Annotated in this window: 16 protein-coding genes; 9 read left to right on the top strand and 7 right to left on the bottom strand. The window is 28.2% G+C overall.

The window, feature by feature from the left end; genetic code table 11:
* Nucleotides 1–2: 2 nt before the first annotated feature.
* A complete protein-coding gene (locus ABNT65_RS04025; RefSeq protein WP_348747229.1) occupies nt 3–2,429 on the bottom strand; it encodes a hypothetical protein in 2,427 nt (808 codons plus the stop codon).
* A gap of 345 nt (nt 2,430–2,774) precedes the next feature.
* Between ABNT65_RS04025 and ABNT65_RS04020 the strand changes: the two genes are divergently transcribed.
* From ABNT65_RS04020 to ABNT65_RS04010, 3 genes are all read left to right on the top strand, one after another.
* Nucleotides 2,775–3,461 (top strand): carboxypeptidase-like regulatory domain-containing protein, encoded by a 687-nt coding sequence (locus tag ABNT65_RS04020; RefSeq protein WP_348747228.1) that lies wholly within the window; start codon nt 2,775–2,777, stop codon nt 3,459–3,461.
* A gap of 48 nt (nt 3,462–3,509) precedes the next feature.
* Nucleotides 3,510–4,511 carry a transglutaminase domain-containing protein gene (locus tag ABNT65_RS04015; protein ID WP_348747227.1) on the top strand — a complete coding sequence of 334 codons (1,002 nt, stop codon included), beginning with the start codon at nt 3,510–3,512 and terminating at the stop codon, nt 4,509–4,511.
* Between the two features lie 287 nt (nt 4,512–4,798).
* Nucleotides 4,799–5,764, top strand: coding sequence for a hypothetical protein (locus ABNT65_RS04010; protein WP_348739847.1), 966 nt, complete (start codon nt 4,799–4,801; stop codon nt 5,762–5,764).
* Nucleotides 5,765–5,837: 73 nt separating this feature from the next.
* On the opposite strand, the gene hmpA is transcribed toward ABNT65_RS04010, so the two are convergent.
* The gene (hmpA, locus tag ABNT65_RS04005) at nt 5,838–7,025 is read right to left on the bottom strand and encodes an NO-inducible flavohemoprotein (protein ID WP_348739845.1); all 1,188 of its coding nucleotides are present in this window, start codon (nt 7,023–7,025) and stop codon (nt 5,838–5,840) included.
* Nucleotides 7,012–7,473, bottom strand: a complete 462-nt coding sequence (locus ABNT65_RS04000; protein ID WP_348739843.1) for an HPP family protein — start codon at nt 7,471–7,473, stop codon at nt 7,012–7,014. Before ABNT65_RS04000 ends, hmpA begins: the two co-directional genes overlap by 14 nt.
* A gap of 173 nt (nt 7,474–7,646) precedes the next feature.
* On the opposite strand from ABNT65_RS04000, the gene ABNT65_RS03995 reads away from it, so the two are divergent.
* The gene (locus ABNT65_RS03995; RefSeq protein ID WP_348747226.1) at nt 7,647–9,440 is read left to right on the top strand and encodes a DUF885 domain-containing protein; all 1,794 of its coding nucleotides are present in this window, start codon (nt 7,647–7,649) and stop codon (nt 9,438–9,440) included.
* Between the two features lie 78 nt (nt 9,441–9,518).
* Here the strand turns inward: ABNT65_RS03995 and ABNT65_RS03990 are convergent, their stop codons facing one another.
* Nucleotides 9,519–9,944 (bottom strand): Lrp/AsnC family transcriptional regulator, encoded by a 426-nt coding sequence (locus ABNT65_RS03990; protein ID WP_348706853.1) that lies wholly within the window; start codon nt 9,942–9,944, stop codon nt 9,519–9,521.
* Nucleotides 9,945–10,048: 104 nt separating this feature from the next.
* Here ABNT65_RS03990 and ABNT65_RS03985 point away from each other — a divergent pair, with 104 nt between their 5' ends.
* Together ABNT65_RS03985 and ABNT65_RS03980 are read left to right on the top strand one after the other, a co-directional pair.
* Nucleotides 10,049–10,978, top strand: a complete 930-nt coding sequence (locus ABNT65_RS03985) for a glyoxylate/hydroxypyruvate reductase A (RefSeq protein WP_348706854.1) — start codon at nt 10,049–10,051, stop codon at nt 10,976–10,978.
* Nucleotides 10,979–10,980: 2 nt separating this feature from the next.
* Complete coding sequence (locus ABNT65_RS03980) at nt 10,981–11,388, top strand: dioxygenase (protein WP_348739838.1); 408 nt, start codon at nt 10,981–10,983, stop codon at nt 11,386–11,388.
* A 16-nt stretch (nt 11,389–11,404) separates the two neighbouring features.
* On the opposite strand, the gene ABNT65_RS03975 is transcribed toward ABNT65_RS03980, so the two are convergent.
* Together ABNT65_RS03975 and ABNT65_RS03970 are read right to left on the bottom strand one after the other, a co-directional pair.
* Nucleotides 11,405–11,587, bottom strand: coding sequence for a CPXCG motif-containing cysteine-rich protein (locus ABNT65_RS03975; protein WP_348739836.1), 183 nt, complete (start codon nt 11,585–11,587; stop codon nt 11,405–11,407).
* Between the two features lie 3 nt (nt 11,588–11,590).
* On the bottom strand, nt 11,591–13,609 hold the full coding sequence (locus tag ABNT65_RS03970; protein WP_348747225.1) for a vWA domain-containing protein: 2,019 nt from the start codon (nt 13,607–13,609) through the stop codon (nt 11,591–11,593).
* A 143-nt stretch (nt 13,610–13,752) separates the two neighbouring features.
* Here ABNT65_RS03970 and ABNT65_RS03965 point away from each other — a divergent pair, with 143 nt between their 5' ends.
* Nucleotides 13,753–14,097 (top strand): hypothetical protein, encoded by a 345-nt coding sequence (locus ABNT65_RS03965; protein WP_348706857.1) that lies wholly within the window; start codon nt 13,753–13,755, stop codon nt 14,095–14,097.
* Here the strand turns inward: ABNT65_RS03965 and ABNT65_RS03960 are convergent.
* The gene (locus tag ABNT65_RS03960; protein ID WP_348747224.1) at nt 14,081–14,485 is read right to left on the bottom strand and encodes a group III truncated hemoglobin; all 405 of its coding nucleotides are present in this window, start codon (nt 14,483–14,485) and stop codon (nt 14,081–14,083) included. The genes ABNT65_RS03965 and ABNT65_RS03960 overlap by 17 nt on opposite strands.
* Nucleotides 14,486–14,551: 66 nt before the next feature.
* Between ABNT65_RS03960 and ABNT65_RS03955 the strand changes: the two genes are divergently transcribed.
* A complete protein-coding gene (locus ABNT65_RS03955; protein WP_348706859.1) occupies nt 14,552–15,148 on the top strand; it encodes a Crp/Fnr family transcriptional regulator in 597 nt (198 codons plus the stop codon).
* Nucleotides 15,149–15,220: 72 nt separating this feature from the next.
* Complete coding sequence (gene purB, locus ABNT65_RS03950) at nt 15,221–16,564, top strand: adenylosuccinate lyase (protein ID WP_348739829.1); 1,344 nt, start codon at nt 15,221–15,223, stop codon at nt 16,562–16,564.
* The last annotated feature ends 1 nt before the right edge of the window (nt 16,565 follow it).

Genomic DNA, 16,565 nt, shown 5'->3' with positions numbered 1-16,565 from the left:
AGCTAGTTAGTTTTATAAATATATTTTAATTCATATTGACTTTCATCAATATACTTTTCCGATTCCTTTGCTAAAAACTCTATGAGATTAGTTAACAAATATAATTTTATTTTTGATTTATCTACATCATTATCAATCATTTCAAAAATATCGTTCCCTCTTTTTATAAAAAACACTCTTAAGAAACCATCATCTTTTCTAATATCATCAAGGACTTTGTAATTTTTTATCGTAGAAACAATCCATCTATGGATTAATAATTTTTTCTCTGATTTTTTATATTTCTTATTCATTATTTCAAACTCCTTTTGAAGTTTTTTAGAAAAATCTTTTCTCAAACTTACAGGTTTATTCCATAAAACATGTTTTATAATTTCTTTTCTGTTTTTCAAATACTCAAGCTCCATATTATAATCCAAACGATTTGCGTCTGACCATAAGTCATCTAAAACTTGTTTTAGCATACTATAATAAGTTTTCATGCTTTTTTCAGAATCATATAATTCTTTCAAAAACTGAATTGCTTTTATTTTGTATATTCTTTTATTAGTTTCTTCTGCAATTATTTTTCTTTCTTTATTAAATTTTTCTTTTCTTTCTTTGGGTATATCTTTAAAAACTGATGAATTTAATAAAATTTCTATTTTAGTATCTACCTCTCTAATAGAGCCTTTATAAATTGAATCTTTATAAACAAACTTTATTTGTTCTTTATTTTTTTTCTTTTTATTCTTTCTTTTTCTTTTTTTAAACTTAATGTTCTTGGAATCAAACAAACCAAAATTATAAGTATAACCAAATGTCAATGTAAAATCTTGTTTGACTGTATTAACTGAATTTCTTAATTGCATTAAGCCATTAAGACTAAAATTATGTTGTTTCTTATACACATATCGTCCGCTAGCTCTAAAATTAGTTATATCTCCTTGTTTTTTCCCATTATTTCTACTTTGATTATAACCTAAAGAGCTATTTACTTTTAACTTTTTATCAAAAAAACTTTTACTTGCTGACAATGTGGGACCAAAAATTACACTATTATTATCTATTAATTGGTTATAACTAGCATTTAAAGCTCCCGATATATTTAAATTTAATTGTGGATACCCTATTGTATATGCTATATTACCATTATATAAAGTAGATTTATCTAGATCTTTTTCCTCATTTTCAACTTTATTTGTTGCATCCTGAAATGTAAGACCTACATTTAAATTTTGCCTTATATCCTCAGTCTCTAAAAGGATATAATTAACATTAAGATTTGCATTTTGAGATATTTGTGAAACATTAGAACGATCTAAATCTTGTTCTATCTGTGAAACTCCATTAATAAAATCAAATTGATTTTTAATATTTGTGAAGGATTGAAAATTAGAATATGCCAAAGTCATATTCATTTTTTTACTTGCGTCAAAATTCAAATTTACCGAACTAACTAAACGTTTTAATTGAGACGCTTTACTGCCATCAAGATCATCCCTTTGTAAACCTGCATTTACAGTAATCCCTAATTTATCTTTAAAAATTCTTTGAGTTGCATTTATTGTAATATTCTCTAAATCATTATTAAAAAAATAACCTCCTAATGTTTTATAATTAGGATCTATAAATTCATACCCTAAACCAATACTACCTTTACCTACTTGATATAAAAAATTCAAATTATATGCTTTGTAGTATTGAGTAGACACATTTGATTTTAATAAGAAAGACATAAACCCAGAATCAATACCTCCTGCTCGTACATCTTCTGTTAATGCAGACACAGCTACTTCTCCTCTTATTTTTAAATCTTTAATTATTGAAAATTCACCATCAAAACTTATTACGGTATTATCCTTAGGCTGAATATTACTTTCTACTGGAATTTTTTCTTTTAGAGAAGACAAGTCATCAGTTGCTCTGAAGAAAATTCCTCCAACAGAAAATTTATCAAACTTATACGATGCTTTTAAACCATATCCTATTCGCTTATAATTAGCATCTCCTGTATTTTCCGGATCAAATTCTCTAGCTTTCAACAACTCTCCGTACATTACACTTATTTTCAATTTATCTTTAGGTGTAAGATCTAAACCTAACCCAGTAAATTGATGACCACTTAAAGTATAAGGTGAAAAAGTCATACTAACATCTCCTATATGTGCAGTGCCCCACTTATAACTAGGGTGTAGGCTTAATCTATTAAAAGAAAATGGGTTATTAGTTTGAAATTTACTGTTGGAATACGAAAAAGAAAATGGAATATTATAAACATCACTGATATTTAAATTTACATTACCTGACAGAAAATAAGTAAATGGCTCTCTATTAGATTCACCATTATAAAATACAGCATTAACACCTACTCCACCTGACAGCTTAAACAAAGAAGACTTTCCTATCTTCTCTAAGTTTTGGCTAAAAGTAACGAAGGGGTATATCATAGCTATAAATAGCGTGATTTTTTTAAACTTTAACTTCAACTTTAACAATAAATTATGATGCAAATAAAAGACTTTTTATTATTCTATTCAAAATAATTATTTAAAACTTTTATTATTTGTCAACTTAAAGCAACTTTTTTGTATCTTATTCAGTAACATTTTTTCCTTCTAAAGCTTATTTTTTGGTTTATTCATAATTTTAATTTTATACTATTTTTCTAAAAAAACTATAAAATATCTTCAAAACCAATGATTCCCTCATTGTAAAATAGCGTTCACTCATTTATTATTTCCTATAGCATATTGATGTACTAAGTTTGAATCAAATTCAACTAAAAACACAATATGAAAAACAAATTTAATTTATCTATTCAAAATCCTTGTACGGAGAACTATAACAACTTCTCTCCTACTAAAACTGGTGGTTTTTGCAGTTCTTGTCAAAAAGAAGTTATAAATTTTACTGATATGACTTCAAAAGAAATCATTAAATATTTCAAAAATAACAATGCTCAAAAAACCTGCGGAAGATTCCATAACTATCAACTAACTACCTATAACGAAACTAAAGAAAATCATAAAACTCAGAGTTTTTTAAGTGGCATTGGTTTGGCTTTTATTTCTTTATTTATGCCGAATCAAACCAATGCTCAAAACTGCAAACCTTCAGTTGAGAAATTGGCTTCAACCTCTAAAAACAGTAGAATAAAAATATTACAACAAGAAAATATTATTAAAGGTTATGTTTATGATAATTCTGGTTCTTTACCTGGTGTTTCCGTTATTTTGGAAAATACAACTATAGGGACTGAAACTGATTTTGATGGCCATTTTGAATTTCCTCAACCCTTACAGAATGGTGATGTACTTGTATTTAGTTTTATTGGGATGAAATCAGAAAAAATTACTATTTCTAATGTTAATCAAACACTAAGTATCTTAATGAAAGAAGATGAAGTACTATTAGGAGAACTTGTATTTGTGGGGGAAGTTGCTGTGAAAAAATTATTTACTTCTAAAAAGAAAAGGTAAACCACCTTGGAAAATCCACCCTTTGGTAGTACCAATAAAAAATGTATTATGAAAAAATTCACCTTCATTATTTTTCTGCTTGGGACACTAAAAATTAATTCTCAAATTTCAGATTTTAAACACATTAATTTTACTAGAGCTGATAATATTGCTGTACTTAATGAAGGCGAATCTTTAAATAATTTACCTAAACTAGTATACCAACTTACATATCAACTACCTAGTTCTGTAGAAAAATTTAGAGCTATATACACTTGGGTATGTATGAACATACGAAACGATTACTCCTTAGCTCAAAAAATAATTAGAAATAGAAAAAAACTACAAAATACCCCTGAAGTTTTACATAAATGGAACTCCTCTATTGCAAAGAAAGTTTTAAAAAAGTTATATAAACAAAAGAAAACTATGTGTACAGGATATGCCTATTTAATTTCTAAAATGACAGAATTGGTGAATATAGAATCTAGAATTATTAATGGATACGGTAGAACTATTGTTTCAAACATAGATACATTAGAGCAGGTAAACCACTCATGGAATGCAATAAAATTAAATAACAAATGGTACTTGTGTGATGCTACTTGGTCTAGCGGTTATGTAAACGAGAATTACTCTTTCATAAAAGATTATAACGACGGTTATTTTTTGACAGCTCCAGAATTATTTGCAAAAAACCATTTCCCTTCGTCAAAAAAATGGTTGCTTAATGCTTCACAAAGTAATACAAACTTTACTAAAGAGCCTCTAGTTTATGGCACTGCTTTTAAACATAAAATAATCCCCATAAAACCATTAATGCATTCAAAAGTCATAAAAGGAAGCATAATCCATTTTAAACTTAAATACTTAGACAAAACAAAACCTGAGTCTATTTCATTAATAACTATAAAAAATAATAATCAATATAAATTAACATTAAAAAACTTAACGATTAAAAATGGCTACATATCCTTTAATTATAAATTTAACAAAAAAGGCGCTTATGATATTCATTTAAAAATTGATAGTGACTATATAGCTAGTTACGTTATTTCATCTATTGAATAACACCTACTCTTCTATGATAAAAACTATAAAACACCACCTTAACAAAAAAATTAAAAATTAAAACCTAAAAACATTTTTTAGTTAAAAAATAAAACTACAAAACACATATTACACACATTATAAAACCAAATTAAATTTTAAGTTATATTTTAAAACAAAAACACACTAAAAATTAAATAGTTAAAACAAAAAACAATATTTAGTTATAAAAAACAACTAAAAAAAAGTAGGGTATAATAATTTAAAACTGTTTGTTTAATGTTTAATAACAATAACAATTTAAAATTATGAAAAACTTAAATTTTTATTCAGCACTTTTAATTGGAGGTGCTTTGACATTAACATCATGTCAACAAAGTTCTTTAGAAGAAGTTAACTCGTTAGATGGCTTAGGTATTGAAACCACCCAACAAAAAGAAAACTCTATGCTAAATAGAAATCGTTCTACGAATATCAACTCCTTTTCAGAAATTGAAGGAACTTGGTTGCTTCAGCAAATTTCAGAAGATGGAACTTGGAAAAACATCAAAAGGATACCTTATGGTTTTTTTGGGAGCACTTTTAGTTATGGCGGAGTCAATCTAATTTTTTCCAACAATGAAGTAAAAACAGAGTCAAAAGATGGTAGTGGTAGGTTACTAGGAAAATATCCTGTAGAAATGATTCCTTCTGGTAGTTTCGCTGGCGCTCCTTGGAGTTGGCTACAAATTAATGACGAATGGAAGTACAGACCTTTTTTATCTGATGATAAACTGGAATTAACTATTACCGTTTTTGAAACTGGAGTTGATCAAATTAAAAGAAAAACTTTAAAATTCAGAAAAAAAACATTTGTAGATAACCCTAGTGATAAACTACTAAATAATTCACCAAGTTTTGAGCAAATAGAAGGTGACTGGCTATTAAAAGAAGTATCAAAAGATAATGGAACTACATGGAGGTCAAGTAGAGGTGTTCCTATAGGTTTTTATGGAGACACTTTTAACTATGGTACAAATATCTTAACACTATCTAGTGGGCAAGCTACAGCTAAATACAAAAGAGGTGAATTCATTAGAAAAGGGCAAACATTTAATTCTAGTGTAATAAAATCACCTAATAGCAATTTCCCTGGATCTCCTTTCGCTCCTTATAATATTTTAAAAATAGGTGATTGGAAATACAGAGTACAATTAAGTCCTGATAACGAATTATTATTGACCCCCATTTCAACAAATAAAAACCTAGGTACATTTAAGTTTGTTGTTTTATAAAACAACAATCAAAGTTTTTAATAAAAAATTTAAGCCATCTATGAAGATAGATGGCTTTTCTTTATAATCTTAACTAAACCAATTCTTCTATCGGACCAAAAAACTCATAATGAATATTTTCTGTAGCTACTTCTAACTTACTTAAAATGCTAAGCATATGTTTCATAAATGGTGTTGGACCACAAAAGTAGAAATCCGCATTTTTAGTAATATTTAAATTTTGTAGTATTTCTAAATTCAAGAAACCTTCATAATCGTAATCTACTCCTAACTTATCTTTTCCCAATGGATTACTATAAACTACTGCCGTAGTAGACTTTTCATTTACTATTTCTTTTCTAAAAGAATGAGTTTCACTATTTAATGCACATTGAATAAATATTATTTGTCTATTTGATTTTAACTGAGTTTCTTTATACATACTCATTAATGGCGTAATTCCAATACCTGCTCCAATTAACACCAAAGGTTTTTCACTTTTATTTAAAACAAATTCTCCTGAAGGCATTCCTAATTCAAGAACATCTCCTACTTCTATATAATTGTGTAAAAAATTAGACACAATTCCATCTGGGTTCCCTTCTTCTTTTTTAACACTAATTCGTAAATAATCTTTTCCTGTTATATCTGACAAACTATAATTTCTGGTATGTCTATGTGTTGAATCAGGTATTTCAACTGTTAAAGCAATGTACTGACCTGCTTTAAAACTAGGAACAGGCAAACCATCTTTCCTTTTTAAATAAAAAGAAGTTACCACCGTATTTTCTACCTCTTTTTTAATTACTATATATTCTTTTTTACCTCTATAACCACCTACTTTTTGTTCCCTAGATTTGTAAATACTTTCCTCCTTGTTTATAAGTATAGTAGCTAATACTCCATAAGCTTTTTCCCATGCCATCATTATTTCATCCGTAGCAGCATCACCTAATACTTCTTTAATTGCTTTTAATAAGTTCTCTCCAACTATAGGATACATTTCTTTAGTAATAGATAAACTTGTGTGTTTTTCAACTATAGCCTCAACTAATGAGCCTAACATTTCTGGCTTATCAATAAAGCTAGCATACTTAAAAACAGCATTTGCTAACACTTTTTGCTGTGTTCCTTTCTTCTGGTGCGTCATATTAAAAATACTTCTCAACTCAGGATTATATTTAAATAGTCGCTTATAAAAAACTTTGGTTATTTCTTCTCCATGAACCTCCAAAACTGGAACTGTCGATTTTATTATTTCTACGGTTTTAGAATCTATCATTATATATAAAATTTAATTTCTTTTTAATTATTGAAAAAGCATAAATGATTGAAACTCCTGTTAAAGTTGGATATAGTACATACCAAAATCCTAAACCTTCTATTTCTTTATTAAATAGTAATGGAATAATAGCAATGGCTCCAGCTGGTGGATAGCTTATTTTTAAAGTATGCATCAAAAAAATAACAACTCCAATACATAAAGGAACAGCCACCCCTAAAGCTAAGCCTAGACTATTAAAAAACACTCCTATAAATGCTGCGACTGCAGAACTAACAGAAATTTGCATAAAAGAAAAAGGAGATGTTTTATAGGAAAAACCTAATACTGCTGATGCTCCAAAAGCAGCTATAAAAACGATACTAGAATTAGTACTTATGAAGTAATGTAATACATAAATACATATAAAACAGCTAAAAGCCAATAGGCTATTTAATAAACCAATCATTATACATTTTATTTAGGCTGTAAAACTAATTGACAACCTATGTCTGTTTTTATGATTAGAATCATAAGGATTTATGACATTATCTTTATTTCATTCCTATTTGTTAAATGCTAAGTGTTAGGATAACTGCTATTTAGTTTTTGATATATTTGTGCATATTCAAAAACAAAACCATGAAAAAAATTTTTGTATCAGTAATAGCTACTGCCCTACTATTTTTAGCCTGTAAACCTGAAAAAAAAGAAGCTCCTACTGTTAAATCTGTACAAGAAAACGCGGTTTTTAACCAACTGCTTAAAGATTATAATGAAGGTAAACTTAAATTAAATCCTTTAAACGCTACGTTTGCGGGAGATAATCGTTTTAATGATCAGTTTCCTAATTTTTTATCTGACACTTATGCTCAGAAAAAAAATGCATTTTATACCACATACAAGAATAGATTAACTGAGTTTGATAATACTAGTTTAACGGAAAGTCAACAAATGAGTAAAGCTGTTTTAAATTGGGATTGTGAGATAGAATTAGCACAAGCTAGCTACAAAAACGATATCCTGATGCCAGTAAATCAAATGTGGACAGTAAATTTAACCATGGGACAACTTGCTAGCGGAAGTAGTGCACAACCTTTTAAAACAGTAAAAGACTATGAAAACTGGTTAAGCAGATTAGAACAGTATAATGTATGGTTACAATCTGTAAAAGAACGTATGCAACAAGGTATTAAAGAAGGTTACGTACTTCCAAAATCACTAATTAAAAAAGTAATTCCTCAATTTAAAGTATTAGCAGAAACAACATTAACCAACCATTTATTCTACTCGCCTGTTAAAAATTTTCCTAAAGCCTTTTCTAATGATGAGCAAAAAAAGTTAGCTGTTGCTTATAAGACGGTACTTACGGGGCAATTAATTCCTTCTTTTAAAACTATAAGTGATTTTTTACAGAATGATTATTTAAAAGCTGGAAGAGACGACAGCGGTATCAATGGGATTCCTCAAGGAAAAGAATATTATCAACATGCTATAAAAAATTATACTACTACTAATATGACTGCTGATGAAATTCACGAATTAGGCTTAAAAGAAGTAGCTAGAATTTTATCGGAAATGGAAAAAGTTAAACAACAAGTTAACTTTAAAGGAAGTTTAAAAGAATTCTTTGATTATGTACGTAATAACAAAGAATTAATGCCTTATAGTGAGCCTAAACAGATTATTGATAATTTTAATGCGATTCATGAAAAAATGAAACCGCAACTAGAAAAACTTTTTGGTAATAAGCCTAAAACTCCATTTATAGTAAAACAAACAGAAAAATTTAGAGAAGCTTCGGCTAGTGCTGAATACAATCCAGGTTCATTAGATGGTACTCGTCCAGGTGTTTTTTATACACCTATTCCTGATGCTTCAAAATACAATGTATTTTCTGATGAAGCTCTGTTTTTACACGAAGCTATTCCAGGACATCATTATCAAATTTCATTAACACAAGAAAATCAAGATCTACCTGATTTTAGAAAAACACTTTGGTATAGCGCATATGGAGAAGGATGGGCTTTATATACTGAAAACTTAGGTAAAGAACTAGGTTTATATACAGATCCTTATCAGTATTTTGGAATGTTAGGTATGGAAATGCATAGAGCTATTCGTTTGGTTGTTGATACAGGAATGCATGCTAAAGGTTGGAGCCGTGAAAAAGCTATTCAATATTCATTAGACAATGAAGCTGAAAGTGAGGCTAGCATTATTTCTGAAATTGAGCGTTATATGGCAAACCCTGGACAAGCTTTATCTTATAAAATAGGGCAACTAAAAATTAGAGAACTTCGTAATAAAGCGTCAAAAGCACTAGGGGATAAATTTGATATTCGCGAGTTTCATAACCAAGTTTTAGAAACTGGATGTATTCCTTTAGCTTTATTAGAAGACAAAATTGACACCTGGGTTGCTTCTAAAAAGTAATTCTATAAATTTGTTAAATAGCAAACGTATTTTTAATCCACTTTATATTTGAAGTGGATTTTTTATATAGTTTTATTTCTAAATTTTAGACAAGATTAAAAAGGTACTCGTATCTCCAAATTGCATCAACTCATCAATAAGCTGTTGTAAATGTATTTGATTTTTTAAAAGAACTTTTAAGTGTACATTTTGATTCCCTGTTATTCTATGAGCTTCAGTTATTTCTATTTTAGTGGAAATGTAACTAAATAATCGCTTCAAATTTCCGTGAAATACTTTTACTAAAATAAACGCCTCCATATCATGTCCTAATAATTTATTATCTAACTCTACGCTATACTTTTTAATCACACCTCTCTCTTCTAATTTATGGATTCTTTCTCTTGTAGCTGAAGGTGATAATTTTATCTTTCTTCCTATTTCAGCAAAACTAGCTCTAGCATTTTCTTTTAAACATGTAATTATGTTTAAATCTACTTCTTCTAAAATAAAATCATTAGTCATAAAACGTAAAATAAATTAAATAAATGGTAAAAATACAATTTAACAAACGAATCAATTTTAAATAATATTATTAAAAAGTTAGTTTTGTACTAAACTTTTATAGTATGAGTATTGCCATAATTTTCAATCAAATGAATCCATATCCATGGAAAGAAAGCTTAGTAGAAAAATTGAAAAATACTTCTGTAGAAATATATCCAAATATTGAAAATAAGAATAACATAGATTTTATTATCTGTTGGAAACCGAATATTAATATTACAAAGGAATTTCCAAATATTAAAGTTATTCACTCAGCAGGAGCTGGTGTTGATCATATTTTACAAACTCAAAAATTAAATACATCTGTTGCTATTGCCCGTATTGTAGACGAAAGTTTACCCAAAGATATGTTTGAATTTGTCTTAACTAGTATTTTATATAAAATGAAAAACTTTGAAACCTATACTACCAATAAATATAAACAAACATGGAAACAGTTTAGATATACACCTACTCAAGAAACCACAGTAACAGTTTTGGGGCTCGGCAATATTGGTAAGTATGTTGCCGAAAAACTTGCTGACTTTGGATTTATTGTTAAAGGATGGTCTAATTCCACTAAAAAAATAACCTGTGTAGAAACTTCTTATGGTAAATCAGGCATGGAAAACTCAATAAAAGGTGCTGATTTTTTAGTTAATTTATTGCCCTTAACTACCAAAACTACAGGTATACTAAATAAACAAACCTTGAGGTTATTAAACAAAAAAGGAGTTTTAATTAATGCAGGTAGAGGACATCATTTAATTGAAAATGACTTAATAGATTTATTAGATACTAATCATCTATCAGGAGCTATATTAGATGTTTTTAGAAAAGAACCTCTACCTAAAGAACATCCTTTTTGGAAACACCCAAAAATTACTATTACCCCACATATTGCTTCTTTAACAACTAAAGAATCAGCTATCAATTTAGTTTTAGATAATTATAACCGTTTTCAAAATAACCAACCATTATTACACACTATTTCACACACTAAAGGATATTAATTATGACTGCATTTCATTACGCTTTTAAAGTTAAAGACATAGAAAGTACTATCTATTTTTATCATAATATTTTACAATGTAAAATTGGAAGGCAAACAGAAAATTGGGTAGATTTTGATTTTTTTGGTCACCAATTATCTGCACATGTTTCTAAAAGAATAATAGATTTAGATTATTGTGGTTTAGTTGATGGTATTCAAGTTCCCATACCTCATTTTGGTTGTATTTTAAACTCCACAAACTTTAACTTTATAAAAAAACAATTAGAAAAATACGATGTTGAGTTTTTAGTAAAACCTCAAATAAGATATAAAAACTTAAAAGGAGAACAACAAACTATGTTTGTTTTAGATTACAGTAATAACCCTATTGAATTTAAATGCTTTACAAATGACAATGAAGTATTTTAATTTTTGGATTATGACTTTATTGCTCAATATTTATTGCTGAAAAACTAGTTAGCTCTCCGTCTATAAAAGAAAACTCAACTTCTATTGGATTACAACATGTTTCACAATCTTCAATATACTTTTGATAAGATATACTATTGTCAAGTAGCATGGAAATTTGCTCCCAACAATACGGACATTGAAAATAATGTTCTAACATTTATTAAATTTTCCCATAATATTTACGTAAAAACCACTCTATAGCTAATAAAGCAACCACTACCATTAAAATCCATTTCCAATCAATTAAATTCTTTTGTTTTGTTATTGATTTTTGGGTGATAAAATAACTTGAATCATTTAACAATTCAGACATCAAGGATTCAATTTGATTTGAATAATACAATTTACCTTGAGTATTATCAGCTAATCGTTGTAATTTACCCTTGTTAGCATTAATAAATTGCTCTTCTACCTGATATGCTGTTATTTTAAATCGTCCAAACTTTTTTATAGCCTGATTTTTAACAGATACTTGATATGAATATTCTCCTGCGACTAAACCTTCTACCGCTATCTGATATGCGTTACCTATTAAGGAGAAAGGCACTCTTTTTACTTCTTTAGTTACTGTATTGGTTATTTTTAATTCTAAATCAGCTCTATTATCAAACTTGTAATTTTTATCCACATAAAAAGCAGCAATATCTATGGGGGAATTAGCAGGATATATACTTTTTATTTTTACTTCTAAACGCTTTCTCTTTTTAGATGAAGCTAAGTATTGTGTTAAATTTCCTATGAAAGCATCAAAGTTTTCAAAAGATTGATTTTTTAAATAACTAGCTGCTCTCCATTTCCATAAACCTTCACCAAACAAAAATGCATATTTTGTATCATTTTGTTCTATAGTAGCCAATAGAGGTTGTTCAGAGGCAACACCTCCAATTTTTTGATGCAACAATATTTGAGTTTCTTTGGTTAAGTTTATCTTCCCAAACTTATCTTCCAACGGTGGAAAATCCTCAAAATCAATGTTTTTTTGTAAAAATGTTAAAAATTGATCATTGTATATAGCTCCATAGCTTTCAGATTGATTTATTGCGTTTTTTGTAAGTCCTAAATTTAAAGAGTTTAAGAAGCTCCAGTCTGTTTTTGTACCAGAAATAATTAAACAATCCCCTTTTATTTGCTCAATTATGTTTCTAAAATACGCTGTAGGCTGATAGAAAACAAACATTTGATACTCTTCATAATTCACCTGTTTATTATTGATTAAACGTATATCAACCTTACGTTGTTTATTACTTTCTATTGACTTTTTTAGTACTCCTAAATCTGGATGCATAATAGAACTTAGCACTAAAACTTTTGTTTGTTCATCTATAACTTCTACAGAAAAATTCTTGTAATTGTTCTTTGTATTTTTTTCATTTGATAATTTAGCTATAGAAGCACTGTAATACTGTACCCCTTTCGCTTTTGAAGTTAAATTAACTTTTATAGTTTGCGTTGGATTATCAGGTGAAAAAGAAAGTTTTTGAGAATACACTTTCTTTCCTTTGTGTGTTAAGGTAAAATTAGATGTTATTGGTTCATCGCCTTCATATAATAACATGGCTTCAACAGGAAAGTTATTTTTTATATAACTATATTTATTTACATTTAATTGAGTTATCTGCAGATCTTGATACTTTGTTGTATCACCTATAACTATAGGATAAATTTTATTTTTAGAAGTAGAAAACTCATAATCATTTCCTTTTGTTTGATTTCCGTCAGTAAGTATAACTGTAGCAACCTTTTTCCCTTTATAAAGTTCCTTTACTGATTTTATAGCTTGATCTATATCTGTATTTTTTCCTTCAAATGACAAACTATCCAAAAGTTTCGTATCATCACTAAAAGAAAGCATAGAGACTTCAAATTTCTTCTCAATTTCTTTATTATTTTTTACTGAATTTAAAAAGTTGAATACGGTTTGCTCTTCTTGAAAATATTTAGTTGATAATGAATTATCTACTAAAACAGCTAGTTGAGGCTTTATATTTTCTGTACTTACAATATCAATGGTAGGGTTAATTAACAATAACCCTAATAAAAAAAAACTTAATGCCCTTAGAGCAAATAACAAAATAGTAACCTTAGGTTGCTTTTTAATATTATAGAAGTATTGAAAGAATGCGACTAAAACACTAGCTAAAACAGCTAAAACGATATATATAACGGTTGTGGATTGCACTTAAAATATTTTAAACCGTGAATATAAAAATATCTTACCACATTTATAGATACAATTATTGCTTTATTAATTTTATGTTTTATGACTAAAGTCATAAAATACTTGTGTTTTGCTATTTAATTTTGCTATAAATAACTCACATTATGAACAGTACAAACACAATAACTCAAATAAAAGATTACAGAACAGCTAATAGTGGAATTATTAGTTTCATAAATGAAAAAATACAAGCAGAAGAAAAAAATGCCATCGGAATAGCTGTTATACTAATCATAGCTGGAACCATGATTGCTTCAATTTCAGCTGCATTAGCAGTCCATGGAGAAATAGCAATACTTCCTTTAATTTTTTCATGTGTGTCAGCAATGGGAGCCAATGCTATTGCTATTAGTCAAAGACCTTTTAAAATGATTGTTTGGGCTTTTGCCATAAATATATTGGGGAATAGTTTATTAATTATTTATCAAATTTTTAATTTGATGATTTAGGTTTAGCCTCAAACATTCTAAAAAAGAGCATGGAAGCTATATTTCGTGCTCTTTCTTTAGCCTCATTTGCTTTTTGTCCTAAAAATAATTCATCAACTGTAGTAAACCATAACTGTAACCACCTACCAAAATGCTCCTGAGATATTTTATAGTTAAAATTCATATCAACATCTTTATGAGCTTTCATTGGATTCCCTTTAAACTTTCTCACAAAAAACAAATTAGTTTCCCAAAAATCTGTAAGTTTTTCTAGATGATCATTCCATTCATTAGCAGGAATTGTACTTATAAAAATGGGACCTATAAAATCATCTAATTTTATTTTGTTATAAAATGTTGATACCAATAAATAAACATCATCTCTATTAATAATTTCCCTTTTATCCATAAATCTTTAATTAATAACAATCAAAAGTATAACTTTATACTTTTAATATTTATGACCTAAATCATAATGATTCCACAAGATATTTTACTTTCATTTAATGCTATTGTAAAGAATTTTAGCAAAGATGAAAAAATCTTTTCTGAAAATGAAAATGCACGTAATTATTACCAAATAAAAGAAGGTGCGGTAAAAATGAATAACTTTAATGACGAAGGAAAAGAATTTATTCAAGGTATTTTTTATAAAAACCAAAGTTTTGGAGAACCACCACTTTTTATAGATGTCAAATATCCAGCGAATGCTATGACCTTAACAGAAACTAGTATTTATATTTTATCCAAAAATGACTTGTTAAGGTTATTAGAACTACATCCTGAAATACATTTACATATTACTAAAAGCTTAGCTAAAAGACTTTATTATAAAGCAATTATTGCTTCAGAAATTTCAAGTCAAGAACCTATGCACAGAGTACTAAGGTATTTTGATTATTTAAAAAATGACGTTTATAAATTAGATGGTAATTTTACTTTTAAGGTTACAAATACAAGACAACAAATAGCCGATATTTTAGGCCTAAGAGTTGAAACAGTTATACGTGCTATTAAAAGTTTAGAAAAACAAGGAAAAGTAAAAATTATAAACAGAAAAGTTTTTCGTTAAAATTTCCGTTTTATTATCAAGTAATTCAAGTTTAGAATTTATACTTTTGTTGCTTCAACACAACAATTAAACATGAATTTAACAACACTTAACGCTATATCTCCTATTGATGGTAGGTACCGTAACAAAGTTGATGATTTAGCTAATTATTTTTCAGAAGAAGCATTAATAAAATATCGTGTAAAAGTAGAAATTGAATATTTCATTGCTTTATGTGAAATCCCTTTACCTCAATTAGCCGATTTCAACAAAGAATTGTATGCTGATTTGCGTAAAATTTATGAGGCCTTTTCTACTGAAGATGCTTTAAAAATAAAAGATATTGAAAGTGTAACGAATCATGATGTAAAAGCAGTTGAGTACTTTATCAAGGAAAAATTTGATGCATTAGAGTTACAAACTTATAAAGAGTTTATCCATTTTGGATTAACTTCTCAAGATATTAACAATACAGCAATTCCATTATCTATAAAAGATGCTGTAGAAGAAGTATACTATCCTACTTTAGATACATTAGTATGTAAACTTGCTGATTTAGCTGAAGAATGGGAAAATATTCCAATGCTAGCACGTACTCACGGACAACCTGCCTCACCTACTCGATTAGGTAAAGAGTTTTTTGTTTTTGTAGAGCGTATTAACAATCAAGTTTTTCATATACAAAATACTCCGCATGCTGCAAAATTTGGTGGAGCTACAGGAAATTACAATGCGCATAAAGTAGCATATCCAGATATTGATTGGAAAAATTTTGGAACTCATTTTGTAGAAGAAGTTTTAGGATTACACCACTCATTCCCTACCACACAAATAGAACATTACGATCATATGGCTGCTTTGTATGATGGGTTAAAACGTGTAAACACTATTTTAATAGATTTAGATCGTGATATATGGACGTATATCTCTAATGATTATTTTAAACAAAAAATAAAAAAAGGAGAAGTTGGTTCATCAGCAATGCCGCATAAGGTAAACCCTATTGATTTTGAGAACTCAGAAGGAAACTTAGGTATTGCCAATGCCATTTTTGAGCATTTATCAATAAAACTTCCTGTTTCTCGTTTACAACGTGATTTAACTGATAGTACCGTTTTAAGAAATGTAGGTGTACCATTTGGACATACGTTAATTGGTTTTAAAGCTACTTTAAAAGGATTAAATAAACTATTATTAAACCAAGCTAAATTTGAAGAGGATTTAGAAAATAATTGGGCAGTAGTTGCAGAAGCTATACAAACCATTTTACGTCGTGAAGCCTATCCTAATCCTTACGAAGCTTTAAAAGGCTTAACGCGTACAAACACTAAAATAACTCAAAATTCAATTGCTGAATTTATTGAAACGTTAAAGGTTTCTACTGAGATTAAAAATGAATTAAAGGCTATTACGCCATCTAATTATACAGGGATTTAAT

This window comes from Tenacibaculum sp. 190524A02b (assembly GCF_964036645.1).
In the GTDB taxonomy this organism is placed as follows: Bacteria; Bacteroidota; Bacteroidia; order Flavobacteriales; family Flavobacteriaceae; genus Polaribacter; species Polaribacter vairaonense.
Note: the sequence above shows the minus strand (reverse complement) of the source record. Positions and strands in the feature narration are given on the sequence as shown.